The organism is Pantoea sp. X-Soil-ISGK-421 (genome assembly GCF_059730785.1).
The window spans coordinates 2,733,824-2,757,796 of sequence record NZ_AP035979.1; the positions used below are offsets into that span (position 1 = coordinate 2,733,824).

16 protein-coding genes are annotated in these 23,973 nt (G+C 54.1%); 6 read left to right on the forward strand and 10 right to left on the reverse strand.

Annotated features, from left to right (window positions below):
* Positions 1 to 59 precede the first annotated feature (59 nt).
* The 3 genes from AC6I8K_RS12725 to apbE all read right to left on the reverse strand — a co-directional run bounded on the left by AC6I8K_RS12725 (position 60) and on the right by apbE (position 3,587).
* Positions 60 to 1,712 carry a multidrug ABC transporter permease/ATP-binding protein gene (locus tag AC6I8K_RS12725; protein WP_497826846.1) on the reverse strand — a complete coding sequence of 551 codons (1,653 nt, stop codon included), beginning with the start codon at positions 1,710 to 1,712 and terminating at the stop codon, positions 60 to 62.
* A 185-nt stretch (positions 1,713 to 1,897) separates the two neighbouring features.
* Complete coding sequence (gene alkB, locus AC6I8K_RS12730) at positions 1,898 to 2,539, reverse strand: DNA oxidative demethylase AlkB (RefSeq protein WP_483817778.1); 642 nt, start codon at positions 2,537 to 2,539, stop codon at positions 1,898 to 1,900.
* Positions 2,540 to 2,549: 10 nt separating this feature from the next.
* A complete protein-coding gene (gene apbE, locus AC6I8K_RS12735) occupies positions 2,550 to 3,587 on the reverse strand; it encodes an FAD:protein FMN transferase ApbE (RefSeq protein ID WP_497826847.1) in 1,038 nt (345 codons plus the stop codon).
* Between the two features lie 402 nt (positions 3,588 to 3,989).
* Here apbE and AC6I8K_RS12740 point away from each other — a divergent pair, with 402 nt between their 5' ends.
* Complete coding sequence (locus AC6I8K_RS12740; protein WP_196762337.1) at positions 3,990 to 4,148, forward strand: hypothetical protein; 159 nt, start codon at positions 3,990 to 3,992, stop codon at positions 4,146 to 4,148.
* A 3-nt stretch (positions 4,149 to 4,151) separates the two neighbouring features.
* Here the strand turns inward: AC6I8K_RS12740 and AC6I8K_RS12745 are convergent, their stop codons facing one another.
* Positions 4,152 to 4,607 (reverse strand): nuclear transport factor 2 family protein, encoded by a 456-nt coding sequence (locus AC6I8K_RS12745; protein ID WP_483817780.1) that lies wholly within the window; start codon positions 4,605 to 4,607, stop codon positions 4,152 to 4,154.
* 93 nt (positions 4,608 to 4,700) lie between these two features.
* On the opposite strand from AC6I8K_RS12745, the gene AC6I8K_RS12750 reads away from it, so the two are divergent.
* Positions 4,701 to 5,264, forward strand: coding sequence for a TetR/AcrR family transcriptional regulator (locus tag AC6I8K_RS12750; protein WP_483817781.1), 564 nt, complete (start codon positions 4,701 to 4,703; stop codon positions 5,262 to 5,264).
* A gap of 24 nt (positions 5,265 to 5,288) precedes the next feature.
* Here the strand turns inward: AC6I8K_RS12750 and ompC are convergent, their stop codons facing one another.
* The 4 genes from ompC to AC6I8K_RS12770 form a co-directional block, all read right to left on the reverse strand.
* Entirely contained in the window at positions 5,289 to 6,398 is a 1,110-nt protein-coding gene (ompC, locus tag AC6I8K_RS12755; protein WP_064739309.1) for a porin OmpC, read from the reverse strand.
* Positions 6,399 to 6,997: 599 nt separating this feature from the next.
* A complete protein-coding gene (locus AC6I8K_RS12760; RefSeq protein ID WP_497826848.1) occupies positions 6,998 to 8,167 on the reverse strand; it encodes a beta-barrel domain-containing protein in 1,170 nt (389 codons plus the stop codon).
* Positions 8,164 to 10,296 carry a type I secretion system permease/ATPase gene (locus tag AC6I8K_RS12765; RefSeq protein ID WP_497826849.1) on the reverse strand — a complete coding sequence of 711 codons (2,133 nt, stop codon included), beginning with the start codon at positions 10,294 to 10,296 and terminating at the stop codon, positions 8,164 to 8,166. Before AC6I8K_RS12765 ends, AC6I8K_RS12760 begins: the two co-directional genes overlap by 4 nt.
* A gap of 72 nt (positions 10,297 to 10,368) precedes the next feature.
* Positions 10,369 to 12,162, reverse strand: a complete 1,794-nt coding sequence (locus tag AC6I8K_RS12770) for an Ig-like domain-containing protein (RefSeq protein WP_497826850.1) — start codon at positions 12,160 to 12,162, stop codon at positions 10,369 to 10,371.
* Between the two features lie 561 nt (positions 12,163 to 12,723).
* On the opposite strand from AC6I8K_RS12770, the gene AC6I8K_RS12775 reads away from it, so the two are divergent.
* From AC6I8K_RS12775 to rcsB, 3 genes are read left to right on the forward strand one after another with little or no spacing between them, the layout of a single operon-like run.
* Positions 12,724 to 13,878, forward strand: coding sequence for an MFS transporter (locus tag AC6I8K_RS12775; protein WP_064739313.1), 1,155 nt, complete (start codon positions 12,724 to 12,726; stop codon positions 13,876 to 13,878).
* Between the two features lie 23 nt (positions 13,879 to 13,901).
* Entirely contained in the window at positions 13,902 to 16,562 is a 2,661-nt protein-coding gene (gene rcsD, locus AC6I8K_RS12780) for a phosphotransferase RcsD (RefSeq protein WP_497827248.1), read from the forward strand.
* A 1-nt stretch (position 16,563) separates the two neighbouring features.
* A complete protein-coding gene (gene rcsB, locus AC6I8K_RS12785; protein WP_007889370.1) occupies positions 16,564 to 17,214 on the forward strand; it encodes a response regulator transcription factor RcsB in 651 nt (216 codons plus the stop codon).
* Between the two features lie 43 nt (positions 17,215 to 17,257).
* On the opposite strand, the gene rcsC is transcribed toward rcsB, so the two are convergent.
* Together rcsC and gyrA are read right to left on the reverse strand one after the other, a co-directional pair.
* A complete protein-coding gene (gene rcsC / locus AC6I8K_RS12790) occupies positions 17,258 to 20,116 on the reverse strand; it encodes a two-component system sensor histidine kinase RcsC (protein ID WP_497826851.1) in 2,859 nt (952 codons plus the stop codon).
* Between the two features lie 165 nt (positions 20,117 to 20,281).
* On the reverse strand, positions 20,282 to 22,921 hold the full coding sequence (gene gyrA / locus AC6I8K_RS12795; RefSeq protein ID WP_483817786.1) for a DNA topoisomerase (ATP-hydrolyzing) subunit A: 2,640 nt from the start codon (positions 22,919 to 22,921) through the stop codon (positions 20,282 to 20,284).
* Between the two features lie 176 nt (positions 22,922 to 23,097).
* Here gyrA and ubiG point away from each other — a divergent pair, with 176 nt between their 5' ends.
* Positions 23,098 to 23,823, forward strand: coding sequence for a bifunctional 2-polyprenyl-6-hydroxyphenol methylase/3-demethylubiquinol 3-O-methyltransferase UbiG (gene ubiG / locus AC6I8K_RS12800; protein WP_497826852.1), 726 nt, complete (start codon positions 23,098 to 23,100; stop codon positions 23,821 to 23,823).
* Positions 23,824 to 23,973: the final 150 nt, after the last annotated feature.

The following is a 23,973-nucleotide window of genomic DNA, read 5'->3' on the forward strand; positions in this document are numbered from 1 at the left end:
TTACTCACTCCGCAACGTCTTGCCCAATAAGGGTTTTCGCTAAGCTTTCCCGATTGGCGCTAATGGCCAGTATCAGTACGTTGCACCGCATCCAGTGTTGCCATCTCGCGTTCGTTGCCGGTCAACTCACTCAGTTGACCTTCGCGCATCTCCAGTAATCGGTCGGCATGGATAAAGTAGTGATCGTCGTGACTGATCGCGAATACCGTTTTGCCCGATTGCTGTAACCACGGCAGCAGCTCACGATAGAAAATGCGACGAAAATGAGGGTCTTGATCCGCCGCCCATTCGTCGAGCAGCAGGATGTCGCGCTCTTCAGCCGCCGCCAACAGCAGCGCCAGGCGTTTGCTCTGCCCTTTTGAAAGTTGCAAATTGAGCACTTTGTTGCCTGCCAGCTTGAGCTTATCCTGCATTTTCAAACGCTCGAGCCACTGCTGTACCAGCGCTGGATTGGCCGGTTGGCCTTGATGTCCAATTAAGCGGTCAAACAGATGCACGTCGGTAAACACTGCCGAGAAATGTTGGCGATAGGCATCAAGGTTTTGCCAGTCAATTACCTTGCCATCCAGCAGTATGCTGCCCGATTGCGGTTGATACAGGCCGGTGAGCAGCATCGCTAGCGTCGACTTTCCACTGCCGTTGCCGCCAATCAGGAACACCAGTTCGCCACGACGCAGCGTCAAATTGATCGGCCCAACCTGGAAACCGTGCTCGCCGTAATGGAAGCTGACGTCGCGCAGTTCCAGCGTTTGCCAGTTGCTGACGTTCGGCAGAGATTTAAACGTTTCTTCATACGGCGCCAGCGCAAAGGTGTTGAGTTTGCGGAACGCCACCTGGGCGCTGAGCAGCGTCGGCAACGCGCCTACGGCCGCCAGCAGCGGCGTACGCAGGAACAACAGCGTCAGCGAATAGGTCGCCGCCACCGCCGTGTTGGCCCAGCCCAGCCCGTTAGCCATAAAGAACACGATGCCAATCGCACCCAGCATCATAATATTCGACCAGTTCACCGCGCTGAGATGGAAGGTGTCGGCGCGCACGATGTGGTGGCGATAGCTTTTAGCATTCTCCTGATACACGCTGTCGTAAATCAGCTGGGCGCGTTCGCGGTTAAGCTGCAGCTCTTTACGCCCTTCAATAATGGTCTGGAAATCGCGATACAGGTCATCTTCGATCTCACGCAGCTTAGCCATATGCTGATAAACCCGCGAAACCAGCAGCCAGCCTCCCACCAGCGTCACCACCAGCCAAAGACAAGTGATCAACAGCATCTTCGGAGAAAGCCAGGCGAGATAAAGTGCCGAACCGAGGGTGATAATGATGCCCTGAATCAGCTCAGGTAAGCGTACAAAAGCGATAGTGATGGCGCGCACATCGCTGGTGAGACCCGCTAACAGTTGCGCATTGCCGATCTGTTCGATGCGCTCCACACGCGTATCGAGAATGCGTTTGATGAATTCGCCGCGCAGACGCCAGACAAAATGGTGGCCGAGCATGGTCAGCGCCAGCTGGGAGCCGAGCGTCACGGCCATCAGCAGGAACAGTTGCCCCAGGAAACTCGGCAGCACTGAAATCGAGGTATTCACCGCGACGATCAGCTCATTATTGATATAAGCAATCAGGCCAATACCGAGCACGGCGCTCAACAGCGTGAGAAGAATGACGCCAATAAAAGGCCAGCGGTACTGGCGAAAAACGACTTGCAGCAATGCCATCAAAGGGTTCCAGCGGTCAATAAAGCAGCCTGCAGTTTAATGTCGCCTTGGCTGATAGCAAGAATAATTCTCATCCAATATTTACCTCAGCAAAACGCTTTTCATCGCACCTTTTGTAGCGGCGCGATTTATCGCGCAATAAATTGCGCCACTACAAAAATGTACGCTTTGACAAAAATAAAAGTTTAAAACGCACGGCGGAAAGTCAGGTTATAGCGGAAAGCGCCCGCCTGCGGATGAATGCCCGGCTTAAGCGGCAGAATGCCGTGATAGCGCAGGCGTGAGGGGCCGCCCCACACCACAATATCGCCATGTTCCAGCAACACGCGCTGCGTGGCATCACCGCGTTCAAATCCGCCGAACTGGAACACGGCGGGCAACCCTAGCGAAACGGACACAATGGGCTGGCGCAGATCCTTCTCATCCTTATCCTGATGCAATGTTAGTTTCGCACCAGGTTCATAGCGGTTAATCAGGCACGCATCAGGATTGAAACCGGTAAATCCCGCTTCACGCGACGTCTGCTGCGCCAGTTCGCGGAACAGCGTAGGCATCGGCGGCCAATGGTGTCCGTTACTGACATCCTGTTCGGTATATTGGTAACCGCGCGAATCGGTAGACCAGCCAAAATCGCCGCAGTTGGTCATCGCCACCGACATGCGATGGCCGCCGGGTGTGATGCGATGGGCAAAAGGATTTTTAGCGGCGATGTCGTGAATCGCCACCAGTAGCGCATCGGCCTGATCGCGGGCGCGACGCCGCAAAATCACCGCACCCTCCGCCAGCGGTTCCTGCCACGGCGCTTCGTCACTAAATAAATCCAGCATGACGCCTCCTTTATTGAGATGCCTGATCGATGAGGAAGGATGTAAACTGCGGCGACATCCAGTGAGTGAAGCCGTCGCCCTGTTTGCTGATCAAATAGACCGCCAGATGCTCTCTTAACGCCAAGGCTTTGGCGCGTTCGCTGCCGAGCACCATTAAACCGGTATCCCAGCCATCCGCTTCCAGCGCGGTAGTGGCAATCACTGTCGCCGACACCAGCTGGTGCTCAATCGGTCTTCCAGTGGTGGGGTCGATGACGTGCGAAATGCGTTTGCCATCCAGTTCATAATAGTTGCGATAGCTGCCCGAGGTGCTGATACCGTGCCCTTGCAGATCGACGCGTGCTTCTACCGCGTTTTCGCGATCGGTGGGTTTCTGGATCGCCACGCGCCACGGCTGCTGATTGGCATTGACGCCACGGCTCAATACCGCACCGCCAACTGAAACCAGATAATCGGTGATGCCTTGCTGCTCCATCAGGCGCGCCAGATGATCGGTGGCATAACCTTCGCCCATGGTTGAGAGATCGACATACAAGCCGGGCAGATCTTTCTGCAGCCACTGACCATTAACGCCCTGAATCACGCGCAGATGTTGCAAACCCGTCACAGCTTTAGCGGCGACGATTTCCGCTTCGCTGGGCGTATGCGTCGGTTGCTTTGTCGGGCCAAAGCCCCACAGATTCACCAGCGGGCCGACGGTGATATCCATCGCACCTGAGGTTTTATGACCGATACGCAGCGCCTCAGTCACGATATCGGCCATGTCAGCGCTTACCGGCTGGGGGGCGCTGCCTTGATATCGATTAAAGTGGGACAGTATAGAATCGCTTTTCCACGTCGATAATTCGCCGTCATCACGATCCAGCTGTTGCTGAATCAGCTGCTGCAACGCCGCTTTGCGCTGCGGATCAATCCCGGCGACGCTGACGCGCCACACGGTGCCCATGGTTTTACCTTCCAGCACCAACGCGGGCTGCGTGTCATTTTTTTCGCAAGCGCTGAGGCCAAATGCCAGCAGGCAAGTTAGCAGAATATTCTGAAAACGCATCAATTCCTCATCTGTAACGCATTACTACAGTCAATTACAAAGCATAAATCACTTGTAAAGCAGTCTAAAGCTGCTTGAAGTCGGTTTAACGCTGACACAAGATAACCGGTTCCTGCAACGTTATGCCTACAGGAGCATCAGATGATTTATATGATTATTGCCGTAACCGCCGGGCTGTTTATTTATGGCAGTTTCAAATGCTGGCAGACTTACCGCCATCGCCTGATTCAGCACTATCCTGCACGCCGACGTTAAATTATTGCACCAGAAAATCACCACCCTGCACCGCTTCAGCGCTGGCGCAGTGTAGCAAAGTCGCTGCAAGGCGCGTGGCGCTGAGAGCGGTGCGCTGGCATGAATTCTGCATTGTTGAAGGTGAGTTGAACTTCAGCGAGGTGCAGAATGGAAAAGACTAAAACACAAATCAGTAAATGGCAGCATTGGCTGAGCTTCTCCGCCTTTACGCTCGCGGGCGTGGCGATGGAAGGCAGCCTGAACGCCATTACCAACCCGCCGCCGCAACTGGCGCCAAAAGCCAAAAAGTGGCGCGGCGAGCGATAGCCGCTACAGCCCCAACTCACTCAGGCCCGGATGATCGTCCGGGCGTGTTCCGGCGGGCCAATGGAACAGGCGATCCTCTGCCTTGATCGGCAGATCATTGATGCAGGCGAAACGCTGAATCATCAAACCATCGGCAGCAAAATGCCAGTTCTCATTGCCATAGCTGCGGAACCAGTTACCGCTGTCATCATGCCATTCATAAGCAAAGCGCACCGCTAGCTTATCCTCGTGCCACGCCCATAACTCTTTGATCAGTCGATAATCCAGCTCTTTTACCCACTTGCGCTGCAGGAAGGTCACAACTTCTGCGCGTCCATTAACGAATTCACTGCGGTTGCGCCAGCGCGTATCTTCGCTGTACACCAGCGAAACACGCTGCGCATCGCAACTGTTCCAGGCATCTTCCGCCATGCGGACTTTCTGTAACGCGGTTTGTTGATTGAACGGTGGCACCAGCATGTTATTCCTCCTGATTATGTAGACAGGTCTGTCTACTTGATTCATCCTGCCGTATGTAGACAATTCTGTCTACATGCAAACACAGGAATTTTTATGCTTGAGCCACTCATCTTTGATGCCTCCGCATCCGCGCGCGATCGTATCTTGCTTTGCGCCCAGCAGCTGTTTTACCAGCAAGGGATTCGCGCTACCGGCGTGGATAAGGTAATTGCAGAAGCGGGCGTCACCAAAGTGACTTTCTATCGCCACTTTCCAGCGAAGAATGCGTTGGTGCTGGCATTTTTACAGCAGCGTCATCAGCGTTGGATGCTCGCCTTTCGCGCTGCGCTGCATCAGCACGCAGCAGTGATCGATGCCCTACCCGCTGCGTTACTCAGCTGGTTCAGCGATGACGATTATCGTGGCTGCGCGTTTATTAATACTGCAGCGGAGTTGGGCAATACGTTACCGGAAGCCAGCGAACTGATTCGTCAGCATAAGCGTGAAATGGCACAGGCGATCGGCGACAAGCTGATACCCGAACAACAGTTGAAAACGGCGCAGGTTGTATTGCTGGTTGAGGGCGCAATTGTGCAGGTACAGATTGGTGAGGATGCGGAACACGTGGTCGAGGTGCTGCGTGCTGCGTTGGATGCGCTGCTGAAAACGGGAGCGTGACCGTCGAGTCACGCTCCATCACCCTTAGAACTGGTAAACCAAGCCCAGTGCTACGACGTCATCGGTATTGATACCGGCTGCGTCGGTGAAGTTGTTGTCGTCCAGCAGGTTGATCTGGTAATCAACGTAGGTCGACATGTTTTTGTTGAAGTAGTATGTTGCGCCTACATCAATGTATTTCTTCAAGTTCTGGCTACCGTAACCTTCGATGTCAGAGCCGCGTGAAGAGACAAACGCCAGAGATGGGCGCAGGCCGAAGTCGAACTGGTACTGTGCCACCAATTCCCAGTTATCCGCTTTATTAGCGTAACCGTAAGCGCTTGCGTCGCTTGAACCGAAGCGTGTGGCGTTGTACGAACGGCTGTACATTGCCGCCAGATAGACGTTGTTAGCGTCATACTTCAGCGCGCCGCTGTAAGCTTCGGCTTTATCGCCACGGCCGAGAATGCCGGATGTGTTGCTGTTCTGGTTGTTGGTACGGTCAGACTGGAACATTGCCGCACCAATACCAAAACCTGAACCCAGATCGTAGGTGGTGCTCAGACCGTAGCCGTCGCCGTTCTCGCCCAGTACATCACGGCCAGAAGAGGATTCGGTTGGGTTATCGTTTTTGCCTTGATACTGAACCGCAAAGTTCCAGCCATCGACTAAGCCGAAGAAGTTGGTATTACGATAGGTTGCGAGGCCGTTGCTACGCTGGAACAGGAAGTTGTCCGCGCCGTAGGTGTCGCCACCGAATTCTGGCAGCACGTCTGTCCATGCGCCGAGATCGTACATCACGCCGTAGTTACGGCCGTAATCGAATGAACCTGCATCACCAAATTTCAGACCGGCAAAGCCAACACGCGTGTAGCTGTTAGCGGTGCCTTCGCTTTCAGCGGTGTTCAGTGCCGCCTGATATTCCCACTGGCCATAACCGGTCAGCTGATCGGTCACCTGAGTTTCACCTTTAAAGCCAAAACGAAGGTAAGACTGGTCACCGTCCGAGCCAGCGTCATCGGAGAAATAGTGCAGTCCGTCAACTTTGCCGTAAAGGTCTAATTTGTTGCCATCTTTGTTGTAAATTTCAGCTGCGCTTGCTGATCCTGCAACCAGCAATGCAGGAATCATCAGGGAGAGAACGCGACGTTTCATTTTATTACCCTCTTTAATGTGCCTTTATTTTTTGCCACTGCTAACTGAACGATTAAAAATTCAGCCGGCACGCCATTGTTATTTTATGTTGGGCAATAATCTATCACGAAAATGCTACTAAATTTCCAAAACTGTTTCAGTTTATTTAAAAGTTATTTCTAAGTGTAAATATCGGGGAACTAATAACCAGCACGGATAGGTAAAAAATATCGCACTTTTTGCCAATATATATTTTAATCGTTTAAAAACATAAAATTACATGATTTACATTTCCGCACTGAATGACAAAACTGTTTGGCATCCAGAGCATACAATTATCCCTGCTATCATCATTTATTTCATTATTACCTTCATTCACCCCGAATGATTTGATTTACCCTAATTTCCCGCCGGACTAGATGGTCCGGCATTTTTTTGTCCGTAATTCCTCTTCAACATCTATATCGCGTAAAGTTAATTGAATGGGTTAAATTAACCTCAATTTCTGACGCGCATTATTTGCCGTTTTCAGCACATTTTGTACAATCGTTAGCCTTAAATTAGTAATGTTAATTTCCGCGCACAACTAAGATTATTGGAAAAGTAGTCGGTGCTTATTTTCAACGCTCGCGCAGTGATTCTTTGGCTTTATTCAGTGGCTTAAGCAAATAATCCATCACGGTTTTCTGACCGGTTTTAATCTCAACATTTGCCACCATGCCTGGCATGATGGCGAACTTGCGGCCGCTTTTATTGGTCAGTTCAGCTTTTTGCGTGCGCACATAGACGCGATAGTAAAACTCGTCGTGCCGCACCTCGTCCTGCAGCGTATCAGGCGAGACGGTTTCGACTTCCCCGTGCAGATCGCCATAAATCGACGCGTCGTAAGCGGTGATTTTCACCACGGCAGGCAAACCCGGGCGGATATAGCCGATATCACGCGGATTGATGCGGGTTTCAATTAGCAACTGATCCTCCAGCGGAACGATCTCCATCAGCTTGCCGCCCGGCTCCAGCACACCGCCTACGGTCGTCACACGCACATCCTTCACAATGCCGCGCACCGGCGAACTCAGCGTGGTGCGGGTAAGGAGGTCTTGTTTTCCGGCCGCGACCTGCAGCTGCGCGTCCAGTTCACCGTTGTTTTTCACCTGCTCTTCATGGGCGCGCACGTAGTAATCGTTGCGCGCTTCGTCGATTTTGCCACGCAGATCGCTAACCTGACGGCGCAGGCGAATGACATCAACCTTTCCCGCTGCACCGCGTAGCATCAGCGGTTCTGTTACGTTGAGTTCGGCCTGCACCAGCGTCAGTGATTGCTGCAAATTACCGATGGTCTCAACAAAGTTCTGCCGCCGCGCCTGATAGAGCTGAGTTTCACGCGCCACCAGCTCGGGATGCTGCAGGATATCAGCACTGAACGTCAGGGGCGTGTCGCTGAGCTCGGCCTGCAAACGCTCAGAGGAGGCACGCAACGTGCGTACCCGCGCTATCGCCTCGCCAAAATTGGTTTGAAAGCGCGTGGGATCGAGCGTCGCCAGCACCTCACCGCGCTGCACGATGTTGCCTTCGTGCACATTGAGCTGTTTGACGATGCCCCCATCGAGGCTATCAATCATTTGTGCGCGGCTGGATGGTGTGACTTTGCCGATGCCGACCGTCACTTCATCCAGCACGGCAAAGTGCGCCCACAGCAGAAAAACCAGCAGCGCCAGCACGCACAACCAGATGATGGCCGAGGTGCGACGTTCGCGCCGTGCCAGATCTTTATCCAGTAGCACCACGCTCATGCCGCATCTCCTTTGTGCGATGCGGCATGCCGCAGAATCTCGTCGCGCGCCCCGTCCGCCACAATACGACCGTTATCCATCACCACGATGCGATCGACCATACGCAGTAACGCTGGTCGATGCGTGACCAGCACCAGCGTGCGGCCCGTTACCCACTGCGCCAATTGACGAATCACCTGCGCTTCCAGCTGTTCGTCCATCGCCGCCGTCGGTTCATCCAGCAGCACCACCTGCGGCTGGCGCAGAATCAAACGGCTCAGCAGCACCATTTGCCGCTGGCCGCCCGACAAGCCGCGTCCACCTTCATGGATAATGCGATCCAGGCTGGCGGCATCCTGCTGCACCAGCGCTAACGCGCCGCTGATGCGCAGCGCCTGCAGCATCTCCTGCTCGCTGGCGTGCGGGTTACCGAGCAGCAGGTTTTGGCGCAGCGTGCCGAAGAACAGCCGCGCATCCTGTGACAGCCAGCCAAGCTGACGTCGCAGATCGATCGGATCGATGCAGGTGAGATCCACGCCATCCACCAGCACCTTGCCCTGGCTGGCACGCGCCTGACCGGCCAGCATCTTCAGCAGCGTCGATTTGCCCGCACCGACTTTACCGAGGATCGCCACGCGCTCGCCGGGCGTGATTTGCAACTGTGGAATGTTGAGCACGCTATTCCCGCTCTCCTCTTCATAGCGGTAATGCACATTTTGCAGTTGATAACTGCCGGTGAGCACCGGACAGTGCGCCAGCGTGGCATGATCGGGTTGATCGAGCGGCTTTTTTAGTAGCTCATCCAGCCCTTTCATCGCTGATTTAGCATGCTGCCAGCGCGAGAACACCATGGTGAGCTGCATGAGCGGTGCGAGAGTGCGTGACGAAAGCAAGCTGCACGCCACCAGTGTGCCGGTGGTGATCTGATTGTCGAGCACCAGATAGACGCCGAACACCAACATGCCGGCATAGGTGAGTTGCTGCACGCTGGCGCACCAGCCGGTAAGGCGCGCGCCCCACAATCGTTGCTGATTGCTGATGGCGGCGCTGACTTCATGAGTTTGCTCCCATTGGCGCTGAAAATAGGGTTCCGCTTGCATCGCTTTGATGTCTTCTACGCCTTCAAGCGTTTCTACCAGCACCGCCTGGCGCAGCGCGCTTTCGCGCAGACCTTCCTGTGCCAGCCGCGCCATGGGGATCTGCACCAGTAAGCCTGGAATGACGATTAATGGAATCGCCAATAACGGAATCAGCACCAGCCAGCCGCCAATCGATGCCATGATCAGCAGGAACAGCAGCACAAAAGGTAAGTCGGCTGCGGCATTCACCGTGGTTGAGGTCAGCAGTTCGCGTACCTGATCAATTTCACGCAGTTGGGCAATAAAAGACCCCGTGGATCGTGGACGCGCTTCGTTGCGGATATTCATCGCCCGCGCAAACAGCATGGCGGATATTTTTAGGTCGATGCGTTTACCCATCAGATCGGAGACCTGGGTGCGCATCAGGCGAATCAAATACTCTATTACGGCCGCCAGCACCACGCCAGCAAACAGCACCCACAACGTCGGCTGCGACTGCGCCGGAATCACCCGATCGTACACTTGCATTGAAAACAGAATGCCCGCCAGCGCCAGCACATTGCCCACCAGCGAAGCCAGGCTGATCTCCGCGATGCGCCGCTTCATGCCACGAAAATTATGCCAAAACCAGTGCGGTTGATACGGCTGCACAAACTCGTCGATTCGCGCATCACGCGCGCGCGCCGCCACACCAATCACCCCAACCTGCATGTCTGCCTGCCTTAACAAATCATGCAGTTGACCAGCGCGGATCACCTCACCACTTTCACTCAGCCAGTAACGCACGCCACCGTCGCTATCGACCTCTTCAATCAACGCCACGCTGCCATTTTCCAGCAGCAGTAATACCGGCACCATTTCCTGACGCCAGCGCAATTTGTTATGTGGAACCAGTATGAAATGCAGGCCCAGCAGCCCGGCTAAACGTTCTAATTGTTGCGTAGGTGCCAGATGTTGAAACCAGCGCATCTGTTGGCGCAGCGTGCTGCCGTCAGCCGGTTTACCGAAGCGTGCCGCCACGCGCAGCATCGCCGCGATGCCGTTGTCGCTGTTGAAGGGTTGTGCAGTCATCCCTGGAGTCCCATAAGAAATGAAAGTGAGCTGGCAACCGCTAGCCAAAGTGGCTAGTGGTTGATGTGCGGATTATGCCAGGGTCTGAACCGTGTGCTGCTGCAGATGATCGCCGAGGGTGTAACTGCTATCACTGACGCTGTAATGGCTTTCCACTGCGCGACTGTCGGCGGCAGCGTTGTGCTGATTGGCCGCGCTGTCGCTCACGTTTACCCGCAACGTCTCCAACGGCTCGCTGCTAACGTTCACGGCGGGCTCATGACTGTCGATAGTTACGGGCTGCGTTGCCGTCGCCACATTGCCCGCTTTATCCTGCGCGCTGACCTTCATTTGATAACTGCCATCATCAAGCGGTGCAAGCTGGCCGGCCAAAATGGTCAGCGCCCAGTTGCCGTCGGCTTTTACCGTCGCGCTGTAACTCTGATCGCCCAGCGTCAAGGTTACCAGGCTGCCCTGATCGAGATGGCTGCTGCTGCCCTGAATCAGATGCCAGTTATTCACCTCCACCGCATCCAGCACGCCGTCGCCAAACGGTTGATTCAGCGTAATGGTCGGTACTTGATGAGTGGCGACATTGAACAAGTTCTCGATGATTTGCGTGTCATGATTGCCATACTCATCCCAGCGCGTGGCAAGCGGCGATACTTCGCCATCCGGCAACGCCTGCAGATCTTCGGCGCTGATGGTCACCATGCCATTGACCGGCGTATAGTTTTTGCCATTGAGCGTCAGCTCTTTCACGCCTTCCAGATAGAAACTAAGATCCTGCTGCGCTTCCTGCTGATTCAGCGTGGTATCGCCACCAATGTTAATTTCGTAATAGATGTCTGGCAGCTTGGTCACCACATTCAGTTCCAGCATCGCGTCGGTGCTGTTTCCTGCGCCATCCAGCGCGTAAACGCGCACTTCACCCAGTGAAACGAAGCTCGCCACTTCACTGGCTGGAATCGTGACCTGCCAATGACCATCGCTGCCAATCTGCGCGTGATACACCGCATCGCCGCTGCACAACAGCAGCTGCTGTCCCGGCACCACGACGGAGAGATCGCCGCTAAACGTGAGATCGTTTTGGCTCTCTTCTTTGTTAATAACATTATCTGCGGTAACGCTGTCGAAACTGATGTGCGGCAAGCTACTAACGTGGGTAATCAGCGTGACATCTTGCTGAAACGACGTCGTTTTGCCATTGGGATCGGTAGCGCTGACCTTCAGGCTATAGACGCCATCCTGTAACGCCTGCAAATCCTGCGCATCAATGTGAGCGGTCCATCCGCCTTTGTCGTTAACCCCACCGATATATTTTTTACCGGCTAAGATCACTGTGATATGGCTGTTCGCCGGCATATGCGTGGCACTGCCATGGACCTCCACGCCATAAATCCCTTCTGCCACGCTGACCGCGTTATCGCCGCTGATGGGTTCCACTGTCAGTGTTGGCTTAATGGTTTTATCCACGTAAACCCCGAAGCCCACCTGAGTATCAGTGCTATTGCCGGCTTTATCGGTGATGGTCAGCATCAGCGAGTATGCGCCGTCGGCCAATCCGTTGAGCACGGAAGGCGGCATCGTGGCATTCCAGTAACCCCATTTATTCACCGTGCTGTGCCAGCTTTCTCCGTTGAAAGTCAGCGTCACGGTGGCACCCGGCTCGGACTCGGCGCGGCCGCGCAGGTGAATGTTTTTGCCCGATTCCCACGCGGTGATCACCCCATCCTGCGCAATGGGCTCATACGGTCGGAGCGCCGCGGGCGGTGTGGTATCCACGCTGCGCATTTGCAGGCTGTAAGAGTGGTCTGCCACTGGATAAAGGCTGACCGCCGACTGCAAAATCGCGGCTAATTGTTGTTCTGATTGACGTGAAGACATGGATAACCTCGTTACAGGGAATGTATTGCAACGGTCATTAAGCTTATTAATGATTTAAGCGGACCGGTGCGCCATACAGGCCGTTAATAAACGGCCCGCTTCGCCTGATGAAAACGGGTTACCTGCAGGTAACAAGAAGTAAATTAAGACACAGCAAAGTTCTCCCAAAGGGGAGAAATAATATCGATCTCGCTTTATTCCGCACCGGGAGCCGATGGGATGACTAACATATCGGTTTTACGTGGTAATTGCCTATTGGCGAAAATCCGGAAATGTATGCTTTGCGACAGCGCCAAAAGAATCGCGTGTAAGCCGCGTGTGGCGCGGAATCTTTCATCAGTATACTGCATCATTGGTGAGAAAAAATTTTACTTAAGTCACTCCAGTTATGGTTGGCACATACCAGGAAAGTTCCGGAAAAGCGTAGCGTTGGGTAAAAAAACGGTAATATGCCTGTTTCTAGCGTTTAATCGTTACCAGGCGATATTGTCTGATGCGCGGTGTGACGCCCGCTTTAATGCTAAACTTCGTCGCTTCACCCGCTACTGAAAAATAATCTTTATGACAGCACTGGACGCCGCGCCGCACAATAAATTGCATCATCGTGTCAATCTTGGGACACGCATCGTTTTCCTCATCGCCGGATTAGGCATGTCCGCCTGGGCACCGCTGGTGCCGTTTGCCAGCCAGCGTCTGGCGCTGAGCGGCGCGTCGCTGGGTGGTTTGCTGCTGTGTCTGGGTATTGGCTCGCTGGCGGCGATGCCGATTACCGGCGGTTTAATCGCGCGCTTCGGTGGTCGTCGGGTGATGTTGTGTTCCACGCTAGTGGTGCTGGCGGTCTTGCCGTTGCTGGCGACGCTCGACGTGATGTGGCTGATGGCTGCGACGTTAATGGTATTTGGTGCCGGGCTCGGCATGCTGGATGTCGCCATGAACGTGCAGGCAGTCGAAGTGGAAAAAGCCGCACGCAAACCGATGATGTCCGGCTTCCACGGTTTCTTTAGTCTTGGCGGCATTATCGGCGCAGGCTCCGTTAGCTTGTTGCTCGGCAGCGGCCTGACGCCGTTACAAGCAGTTGGCGTGGTAATGGTGTTGATTGTGTTGCTGCTGGTATGGAGCTTGCCGACACTGATGACCGAGCGTCTGCATCAGCCCGATCAGCCGTGGCTGGTGATCCCACGTGGCTGGGTAGCTTTCCTTGGCTTACTCTGCTTTATCCTGTTTCTTGCCGAAGGTGCGGTATTAGATTGGGGCGCGCTGCTGCTGCTGCAAAGCCCTGATATGAGCCCTGCGCACGCCGGTTTAGGCTATGCGGTGTTCTCAGTGGCGATGACCATTGGTCGTCTGACCGGTGACAAAGTGATTCAACGTTTTGGCCGTTATCCGGTGATGTTGACCGGTGCGTTAGCCGCGGCAGCCGGCATGACGCTAGCCGTTTTATTGCCGTGGCCACAGATTGCGCTGCTGGCTTTCCTGCTGGTGGGTTTTGGCCTCGCCAATACGGTGCCGATGTTGTTTAATGCTGCCGGGAATCAACACGATATGCCGTCGAATCTGGCGATTTCTGCCATGACAACGTTAGGCTATGCGGGTATTCTTTCAGGTCCGGCTTTAATCGGATTAATTTCCCAGTGGATCAGCCTGAGTGGTGCGTTTTTGCTTATCGCTCTGCTGCTGCTGGCCGTCGCTGCCAGTGCCCGACGGGTTGCGCGCTAATTCTATGTACCTGAGACACTATGCTGCCTTATAAATTTCCTCTGACATCCGGCAATGTAACGCGCTTTTTCGTGGTGTTTAACCTGGTGCTTTTTCTGGCGCTGGGCGCGATGGTGCATAACAGCGTCAATGCCTGGATGACAGAGAAACGCTATGCGATGACCGATTTGGCGCGCGCCATGCAGAAACGCATCGATGCGTCGCGCTTTGCTACGTGGCAAATCTATGAAAACCTTGCCACCAGCGCCGCCGGAACCTCGCCGAACAGTAATCTTCAGGAAACTCGCCTGCGCCCGGATGTCTATTATCTGGAAAAAACCCGCCGTAAAACCGAAGCGCTGATTTTTGGTTCGCACGATAGCAGCACACTGGATATGACCATGCGCATGTCCAACTATCTCGATACGCTGTGGGGCGCGGAAAATCCAACCTGGTCGATGTACTTCCTCAATGGCCAGGATAACAGCCTGATCATGATCTCGACACTGCCGCTGAAAGACATGGCGACGCGTTATAAAGAGAGTGCGATTAACACGCTGGTCGATAGTCGCCGCGCCGAAATGTTGCAACAAGCCAATGCGCTGGATGAGCGCGAAAGCTTCTCGCCGCTGCGTCATTTCGCCTGGCAAAACGATCACTACTTTACGCTGCGCACCACGTTCAACCAGCCGGGCCATTTAGCCACGGTGGTGGCGTTCGATTTGCCGGTTAACGATTTGATTCCGCGCAATATGCCGCTGGAGAACTTCCAACTGCGTCAGGACGCTACGCAAACCTCGACCACTACCACCAGCGACGACACCAGCAGCGAAAGCACGCATGTGGCGCTGGTGAATCCGAATCTGGAAATCGCCGCATCGCTGCCCAGCACCTCACTGCAGTTGGTGTATCGCGTGCCGCTCATCAGCCTGGCAATGGATACGCTGCATAACCTGATGTGGCCGCTGCTGATTAACCTTGTGCTGTTTTTACTCTCCATCGCGGGCATTACGCTGTTGCGTCAACAGTCGCTGCGTCCGAACGAGAATCAGAGCGCCGAACTGGATTCGCTGCGCATGCTGAACGAAGAGATTGTTGCCAGTTTGCCGGTTGGCTTGCTGGTGTACGACTTCGCTACGAACCGTACGCTGCTCAGCAATAAAATCGCTGAACATCTGTTGCCTCACCTGAATCTGCAGAAAATCATCAATATGTCGGATCAGCATCAGGGGGTACTGCAGGCGACCATCAACAACGAAGTGTATGAGATCCGCCACGCACGCAGCGTGCTGTCACCGCATACGCAGCTGTTTATGATGCGCGATCAGGACCGCGAATTATTGGTGAATAAGAAGCTACAGAAGGCGCAACAGGTGCTGGATCGCAATCATCAGATGCGCCAGCAGTTGATGCATAATCTTGGCCATGCGCTGAACCGTCCGCTGCAAAGTATGGTTAAGCAGTTGGTCCAACTCAGCCAGCGTGACGATGATGAAAGCGTGCTCGACCTGCTTGATGAGAGCCAGGGTTTGGCGCGACTGGTGGATGACATCGTATTGCTTAATCGCCTTGAAGCGCATGATTGGTCGCCGGATGCTAGCGTGTTCAACCTGCAGGATATGCTGGACGAAATCGCGCTGGAAAGCCTGCCGCTGCTGCGTCGTAAAGGTCTGACGCTGGTCGTGAATAACCATTTAGCCAATGACGAAATGCGCTTTGGCGATCGTCGCGCACTGCGTAAAGTGCTGACCACGTTGATGCACTATGCGCTGACGACCACGCGCTGGGGTAAAATTTCGCTGGAGATTAAAACCAGCGAAGACAAGCCCAATCAGGTGCTGCTACAGCTGGTGGATACCGGCTCTGGATTGAGCGTCGATGAACTGGCAAATGTCGATTTCCCCTATCTTGGCGAAACCACTCAAGACCGCTTTGGCCAGGCGTCTGGGATGGCATTTTTCCTCTGTAAGCAACTGTGCAAACAGATGGGCGGCCAGCTGGAGATCATTGCCAAACCGGATATCGGCACACGCTACAATATTCAACTGCCACTGGCATTAGAACAACAAGGCGAGCAGGAAGAGAAACTGCTGGAAGGCGTGACCGCGCTGGTGGATATCGCGGTAGAAGACGTACACAAGATTGTTTGCCGCCACCTCGAAAACTGGGGAGCGAAATGCCTGACGTCAGATGAACGGTTAACCGGTCATGACCATGATGTGCTGGTGACGGATGATCCTGCCCGCCTGAACGGCTGGGCTCTGCTGCTGGCCGGTGACGAAATGGGTCATCACGCATTGAACGATCAGCAATTCCGGGTCAATTTCAATCTCAGTAATGCACTGCTTGATGCGCTGCTGGCCCTGATTGAAAAGCAACTTTCTCATGATTTGTTAGAGGAGAGTAGCGAAGATGAAGCAGCCACGCCGCTGATGAGCGGAGGCTATTTCCAGCTGTTTACCGAGACAGTACCGCCAGATGTGAAGAGACTGTATACTGAAGCGGCGGAAAAGGATTATCCCTCGCTTGCTCAGACAGCTCATCGCCTGAAAGGCGTGTTTGCCATGCTCAATCTGGGGTCAGGTAAACAGCTTTGTGAAGCGTTAGAACAACACATAAAAGTATGTGACGATTTAACCATTAAAAATACCACCAGCGAAATTGACGCTTACGTCAGCCAACTGCTGCAGCAAGGTAACCAATAAGATGAATAACTTGAATGTAATTATTGCCGATGACCATCCGATCGTTCTGTTCGGTATCCGTAAGTCACTGGAACAGATTGAATGGGTTAACGTTGTAGGTGAGTTTGAAGACTCAACAGCACTGGTTAACAGCTTGCCCAAACTGGACGCTAATGTCCTGATTACCGACCTCTCCATGCCAGGCGAGAAGTATGGTGATGGTATTACCCTGATCAAATACATCAAACGTCACTATCCGGATCTCTCGATTATCGTTCTTACTATGAACAATAACCCAGCGATCCTGAGTGCGGTGTTGGATCTTGATATCGAAGGGATCGTACTGAAGCAAGGCGCACCAACCGATTTGCCAAAAGCGTTGGCAGCTTTGCAGAAAGGCAAAAAATATACGCCGGAAAGCGTGGCAAAACTGCTGGAGCGTATTAGCGCCGGTGGTTACGGTGACAAGCGTCTGTCGCCGAAAGAGAGTGAAGTGCTGCGTCTGTTCGCAGAAGGTTTCCTGGTGACTGAGATCGCTAAGAAACTGAACCGCAGTATCAAAACCATCAGTAGCCAGAAGAAATCAGCCATGATGAAACTGGGCGTGGAAAACGATATTGCGCTGCTGAACTACCTCTCTTCTGTTAGCGCCACTCAGGTCGACAAAGAGTAATACTGAACGGGCGGTGTCTTCTGGCACCGCCTTTTTTTGCACTCTATTGCGCCCCTTCCCTGCCCTTCCTGACGCGTTCCGCATAGACCGCCAGCGTACTTTTCAGCACATCCAGTGTCACCGGCTTCGACAAACAGTTATCCATGCCCGCATCCATACAGCGCTGCTTCTCTTCCGCTAACGCATTTGCCGTCACGCCGATCACCGGGAAGGTATGTCCTAGCTGACGCAGACGTTGTGTCAGGCGATAACCATCCATATTTGGCATGTTCACGTCGCTCAGCACGATATCGATATGGTTACGACTCAGCACATTCAGCGCATCGACACCATCCTGCGCGGTTTTGGTCTGATAACCGACAGTGCCCAGCTGTTCCGACAGCAGCATACGGTTGATCGGATGGTCATCAACGATCAGCACGATAATATCTTCGAAGGTTGCGGCTTCTTTAGGTACCGCCAATGGCAGCGGCGTGGCGGTTTCGCTATTGATGTTGATGCGGTAGATGCGGCCTAACAGTTGCGGTAAATCATGCAGCATCGCGCTGCTCTGAACCCATTGACCTGGCGCGGTTTCGTGCGGCATATCAATGTGCTCGCCACAAATGCGAATGTACGCGCGTCCGCTTTGTGCAGCAGGCTCATCGTGATCGCTAATGATCACATCATCAGCCGCCGCCTGTCCGTGGTAATACGCCGCCTGAATACCCTGTTGTTGCAGCAGACGCAGCAGGAAGCTGGCGAGGTACTCATTGCGCATATCCAGCCAAATGGCTTTTTCCTGCAATCCGTCCAGCAGTGGTGGCGCAGCCAGCTGACCGGAATAGATCGGAATACGCACGATAAACTGGCTGCCCATACCCGGCTCAGAATCGACTTCGATATCGCCGTCCATCATGTTGATGAGCTTTTCACAAATCGCCAGCCCTAAGCCGGTGCCCTGGAAGTTACGCTGCACGCCCGACCCCACCTGGAAGAACGGGTCGAACAGGCGCGTCACCTCTTTGGCTGGAATACCAACGCCGGTATCACGCACGCGGAACGCCAGGTAGCCCTCTTTGACGTAGGCATGCAGAATAATGCAGCCGGTATGGGTGAACTTGATGGCGTTGTTCAGCAGGTTGGAGATCACCTGCTGCAGCCGCATAGCATCACCATCCATGCTGAGTGGCACATCGTTTTCGATAAACACATACAGCGTCAGACGCTTGCGCACCACCAACGAGAGATAGTTACTGGCTATGTGATTGACCACTTCACGTGGCGAGAACGGATGCGGTTCAATCTTCAGCTGTTCAGATTCAATCTTCGAGAAGTCGAGGATATCGCTGATGATCTTCAGCAGCAGGCTCGACGAGTTGTTCATCGCCGTCACCAGTGAGTCCACGCCTTTCGGCAGCACTTTGGTTTGCAGCAGATCGAGGTTGCCGATAATGCCATACAGCGGCGTGCGCAATTCATGGCTGACGGTGGCGAGGAACATCGATTTCGATTGGCTGGCCTGCTCGGCCGAATGGGCCATCTCCTGCAGCGACTGCTCCATGCGCACGCGCGCCGAAACATCAACCAGCACGCAGATCGCCACGTTTTCATTGCGATAGCGCGAATGCACAAAACTGATTTGCAGGTTAGTGTTGCTGCCGGTGAGCACATCAACAAAATTGACCTGCTGACCGCCGATAATTTCATTCAGCCGCTGGCGATCTTCCTGCGTCAGCAGCGTCAGATAGTTATGCGCCAGCTCATTGCTCAGAATGTTGGTGCCATCGCTGGTGCGCAGAATACAGATGCCAACCGGCGCAGAAGCAACAATTTTACGGTTGAACTGTTCGTGTTCCTCAAGCCGATGCGCGTTCTCTTCAGCCGGCAGAAACATGCGGCGCTCAAAAATCCACGCCAGCGTGAACAAAATCACCGCAGTGAAGATGTTGAGCAGCAGCGCGTTAATCAGCATCAGCTTGAGCTGATCCATTAACACGTCGGTGGAAAGCGACCACACCACATTAAGATTCGACGGCGGCAGCGGCTTTTTCAGCACCAGCTGGCGATAGCTGTCGAGATAGCCGAACCAGGTACTGTTGTCCGGCAGATCGTCAAGCGAGTAACCCGGCCCGCCGCGACGCGAGCTGATCAGCGGACGGTAGTTTTCATCGGTGATGGTGGCCACCAGCGGCAAACCGCCCGGCTGAATGAACTCATCAAGGCGGATATTCTGTTCCACGCCCAGCAGCGCCTGCAGCTTGTTCGCCACATAGACTGGCATCACCATATAGAAGTTGCCGACGCCCGGTTGCGCGCTGCTGGTAATCCAGTACATCGGCTGACGGCGCTCTTCTTCATTACCGTTACGATAATGCAGCACGCGCTCGCGCAGCGCTTTCAGGCTACGTTCACGATCGACCGAATTGTTATTGCCGATAGTGAAATCGGCCAGACACTGATTTTCGCCACCGATGAAGAACACGCGGTTCAATTCATATGCCGAGGCAAAATTACTTTTCCAGTAATTGATGTAATAGCTAAGCGAATCCAGCGAGTTGCGCCAGGTGTTGCTCATTGAGGTGCAGTCGCCATCGGAAAACAGCGGGGTGAATTGTGGCAGCGCGCCTTTACCCGGCGGTAAACCATTTAGCACATCCAGGCCGTTAGCGCTGCTGCTCAAGCGATTTTCGGTGATGTATTTCAGCTCGCGCATCACATCCGCCGAATGGCGTACGTACCATTCCGCCTGACCGTAATTGGTGGCAAACTCCTGACGCACCGCGTTCTCTTTCTCATGCAGCACGTTGATGATGTAGAAAGTGGTCAGCAGCGCACCTAGCGCCCAGAGCAGCAACGCCAGCGCACGAAACAGATAGCGCGAAATTCGGAGCGTAGTGCGAAAGGAGACGAGATATTTCAAAAGAGGCTCACTGGCGGTAAGGGGTTATCAGGATGTTGAAAAGCTTTCATACACTAGCTTTATCGGCCCTAAAAAGCCAGCTAGCCTGCGCCTTTAGGGGAAAACTCAGATAAAAAAAATGGCAGGTCAGTTGCCTGACCTGCCATCCATAAACAGCGTTATGGATTACTCTTCGTCGTCCGCTTCTGGCGCTTCGTCGTCGCTCTCCACTTCCGGCGCGATATCCTCCTCGCCTTCCGCTACGCTACCGTCGATGGCGTCGAGTTCTTCCTCTTCCACCGGCTCAGCAACACGTTGCAGACCCACAACGTTTTCATCTTCCGCGGTACGGATCAGAATCACGCCTTGAGTATTACGGCCAACCACGCTGACTTCCGATACGCGAGTACGAACCAGCGTACCCGCATCGGTGATCATCATGATCTGATCGCCATCAACCACTTGTACCGCACCAATTACCGGCCCGTTACGTTCGGTGACTTTAATTGAGATCACACCCTGCGTCGCACGCGACTTGGTTGGATACTCGCTGTTGGCGGTACGTTTACCGTAACCGTTCTGCGTCACGGTGAGGATCGCGCCCTCTTCACGTGGCACAATCAGCGACACCACTTTGTCGTTAGCGGTCAGCTTGATACCGCGTACGCCTGAGGCCGAACGACCCATCGCACGGACTGCAGTTTCCGCAAAGCGCACCACTTTACCGGCGGCAGAGAACAGCATTGCTTCGTCACTACCGTTGGTCAGCGCCACACCAATCAGCTCATCATCCTCACGCAGATTGATGGCGATGATGCCCGCGCTACGCGGGCGGCTGAACTCCTGCAGCGCCGTTTTCTTCACGGTACCGCTGGCGGTTGCCATGAAGATGTTGAAGCCTTCAGTGTATTCGCGCACCGGCAGAATGGCGGTGATACGTTCGTTGGCTTCCAGCGGCAACAGGTTGACGATTGGACGACCGCGCGCACCACGGCTGGCTTCCGGCAGTTGATAGACCTTCATCCAGTAGAGACGGCCACGGCTGGAGAAGCACAGAATGGTGTCGTGGGTGTTGGCCACCAGCAGACGATCGATAAAGTCTTCTTCTTTAATACGTGCTGCGGATTTGCCTTTACCACCGCGGCGCTGGGCTTCATAGTCTCTCAGCGGTTGGTATTTGACATAACCCTGATGCGACAGCGTCACCACAACGTCTTCCTGATTGATCAGGTCTTCGATGTTGATGTCAGCGCTATTGGCCGTGATTTCAGTACGACGTGCGTCGCCAAACTGGTCGCGCATCAGCTCTAGCTCTTCACGAATCACTTCCATCAGGCGCTCAGCGCTCTGCAGGATGTGCAGCAGCTCAGCGATCTGATCCAGCAGCTCTTTATACTCGTCGAGCAGTTTTTCGTGCTCAAGGCCGGTCAGTTTCTGCAGACGCAGATCCAGAATCGCCTGTGCTTGCTGTTCGGTCAGATAATATTGACCCTCGCGAATACCGAACTCAGCTTCCAGCCACTCCGGACGTGCAGCATCGTTACCGGCACGTTCCAGCATGGCAGCAACGTTACCCAGATCCCACGACTGCGCCAAAAGGCCCAGTTTCGCTTCCGCTGGCGTTGGCGCACGACGAATCAGCTCAATGATCGGATCGATGTTCGCCAGTGCAATCGCCAGCCCTTCAAGGATGTGGGCGCGATCGCGTGCTTTACGCAGTTCGAAAATGGTACGACGCGTAACAACTTCACGACGGTGACGCACAAAGGCTTCGATGATGCCTTTCAGCGTCATGATCTTCGGCTGGCCCTGATGCAGCGCCACCATATTGATGCCGAAAGAGACCTGCAGCTGTGTCAGCGAGTAGAGGTTGTTGAGAACCACTTCACCCACCGCATCGCGTTTGATCTCAATCACAACGCGCATGCCGTCTTTGTCGGACTCATCACGCAGCGCGCTGATGCCTTCAACGCGCTTCTCTTTCACCAACTCAGCAATCTTCTCGATCAGGCGCGCTTTGTTCACCTGATACGGCAGTTCGTGAACGATGATGGTTTCACGGCCGGTCTTGGCGTCAGTTTCCACTTCGCCACGTGCGCGGATGTAAATTTTGCCGCGCCCGGTGCGATACGCTTCCTCGATACCACGACGACCATTAATAAACGCAGCCGTCGGGAAATCGGGCCCGGTGATGTGCTCCATCAAGCCTTCAACGGTGATGTCTTCATCTTCGATGAAAGCCAGACAGCCGTTAATCACTTCCGTGAGGTTGTGCGGTGGAATGTTGGTCGCCATACCGACTGCGATACCGGACGAACCGTTTACCAGCAGGTTAGGAATTTTGGTTGGCAGGACTTCAGGAATCTGCTCGGTGCCGTCATAGTTCGGCACGAAATCGACGGTTTCCTTTTCCAGGTCAGCCAGCAGCTCCGAGGAGATCTTTGCCATACGCACTTCGGTATAACGCATCGCTGCAGCGGAGTCGCCGTCGACCGAACCAAAGTTACCCTGACCGTCAACCAGCATGTAGCGCAGGGAGAACGGCTGGGCCATACGTACAATACTTTCGTATACCGCGGAATCGCCGTGCGGGTGATATTTACCGATGACGTCACCGACCACACGGGCGGATTTTTTATAGGCTTTATTCCAGTCGTTGCCCAGTTCGCTCATGGCAAAAAGCACGCGGCGGTGTACCGGCTTCAGACCATCACGCACATCGGGTAAGGCTCGGCCAACAATGACCGACATGGCGTAATCGAGGTAGGAGTTTTTTAACTCTTCTTCGATATTGACCGGTGTAATTTCTCTCGCAAGGTCGCTCATGGAGCCGCTATCCCTCTACATAATCCCGGATTTAAAGGTGCGAAAGTATATCACATCGCTTCCCTTCGGTGAACGCTAACCAGGCCTTAATCCCGCTTTTCCTTTAGCGTGAGAGATGCGCTCACCTGGCTTAAGCGTTTATACTGAGGGAATATTTTGTCTGGAGTGATGATTCAATGAGTGAACAACCGCAGGAAAGCCGCCAGAACGTTGACCACGCCGAGATTGCCAAATTTGAGGCCGTGGCATCCCGCTGGTGGGATTTAGAGGGTGAATTTAAGCCGTTGCACCGTATCAATCCCCTGCGGCTTGGTTGGATAGCGCAGCACTGCCATGGCCTGTTCGGCAAGAAAGTGCTTGATGTCGGCTGCGGCGGCGGCATTCTGGCGGAGAGCATGGCGCGCGAAGGCGCAGAGGTTACTGGCCTGGATATGGGCGCTGAGCCGCTGGAAGTGGCGCGTCTGCACGCGCTGGAGAGCGGCGTGAGCCTCAACTACGTGCAGCAAACCGTGGAAGATCACGCGGCCAGTCACGCCGGGCAATATGACGTGGTGACCTGCATGGAGATGCTGGAGCATGTGCCGGACCCGCGCTCCGTGGTGTTAGCCTGCGCGCAGCTGGTGAAACCCGGCGGCGAGGTGTTCTTCTCCACCATCAACCGCAATCCAAAAGCCTGGCTGCTGGCGGTGTTTGGTGCGGAATATGTGCTGCGTATGGTGCCGCGCGGTACCCACGATGTGAAAAAGTTTATCCGCCCCGCTGAGTTGCTCAACTGGGTCGATGAAACTCCGCTGCGTGAAAGAAACATGATTGGCCTGCACTACAATCCGCTGACCAACCAGTTCCGCCTGGGTCGCGGTGTCGATGTGAACTATATGATTCATACGCACCGTCAGGATTAACCAACCCGGTGCGCATAAATGCGCACCCTACAATATCCTGCCCGTAGGGTCGCCATTCATGGCGACCACCTATCCAGATCAATTTCCTTTTAGACGCGTGCCAGCCTTTTTTATAGGCTGGACAAGTCACAAAAAATTCATAAGCAATTT

Coding starts and splice junctions, on each gene's coding strand:
- AC6I8K_RS12725 (WP_497826846.1), bottom strand. CDS start 1,712: ATGGCATTGCTGCAAGTCGTTTTTCGCCAGTACCGCTGGCCTTTTATT.
- alkB (WP_483817778.1), bottom strand. CDS start 2,539: ATGCTGGATTTATTTAGTGACGAAGCGCCGTGGCAGGAACCGCTGGCG.
- apbE (WP_497826847.1), bottom strand. CDS start 3,587: ATGCGTTTTCAGAATATTCTGCTAACTTGCCTGCTGGCATTTGGCCTC.
- AC6I8K_RS12740 (WP_196762337.1), top strand. CDS start 3,990: ATGGAAAAGACTAAAACACAAATCAGTAAATGGCAGCATTGGCTGAGC.
- AC6I8K_RS12745 (WP_483817780.1), bottom strand. CDS start 4,607: ATGCTGGTGCCACCGTTCAATCAACAAACCGCGTTACAGAAAGTCCGC.
- AC6I8K_RS12750 (WP_483817781.1), top strand. CDS start 4,701: ATGCTTGAGCCACTCATCTTTGATGCCTCCGCATCCGCGCGCGATCGT.
- ompC (WP_064739309.1), bottom strand. CDS start 6,398: ATGAAACGTCGCGTTCTCTCCCTGATGATTCCTGCATTGCTGGTTGCA.
- AC6I8K_RS12760 (WP_497826848.1), bottom strand. CDS start 8,167: ATGAGCGTGGTGCTACTGGATAAAGATCTGGCACGGCGCGAACGTCGC.
- AC6I8K_RS12765 (WP_497826849.1), bottom strand. CDS start 10,296: ATGACTGCACAACCCTTCAACAGCGACAACGGCATCGCGGCGATGCTG.
- AC6I8K_RS12770 (WP_497826850.1), bottom strand. CDS start 12,162: ATGTCTTCACGTCAATCAGAACAACAATTAGCCGCGATTTTGCAGTCG.
- AC6I8K_RS12775 (WP_064739313.1), top strand. CDS start 12,724: ATGACAGCACTGGACGCCGCGCCGCACAATAAATTGCATCATCGTGTC.
- rcsB (WP_007889370.1), top strand. CDS start 16,564: ATGAATAACTTGAATGTAATTATTGCCGATGACCATCCGATCGTTCTG.
- gyrA (WP_483817786.1), bottom strand. CDS start 22,921: ATGAGCGACCTTGCGAGAGAAATTACACCGGTCAATATCGAAGAAGAG.
- ubiG (WP_497826852.1), top strand. CDS start 23,098: ATGAGTGAACAACCGCAGGAAAGCCGCCAGAACGTTGACCACGCCGAG.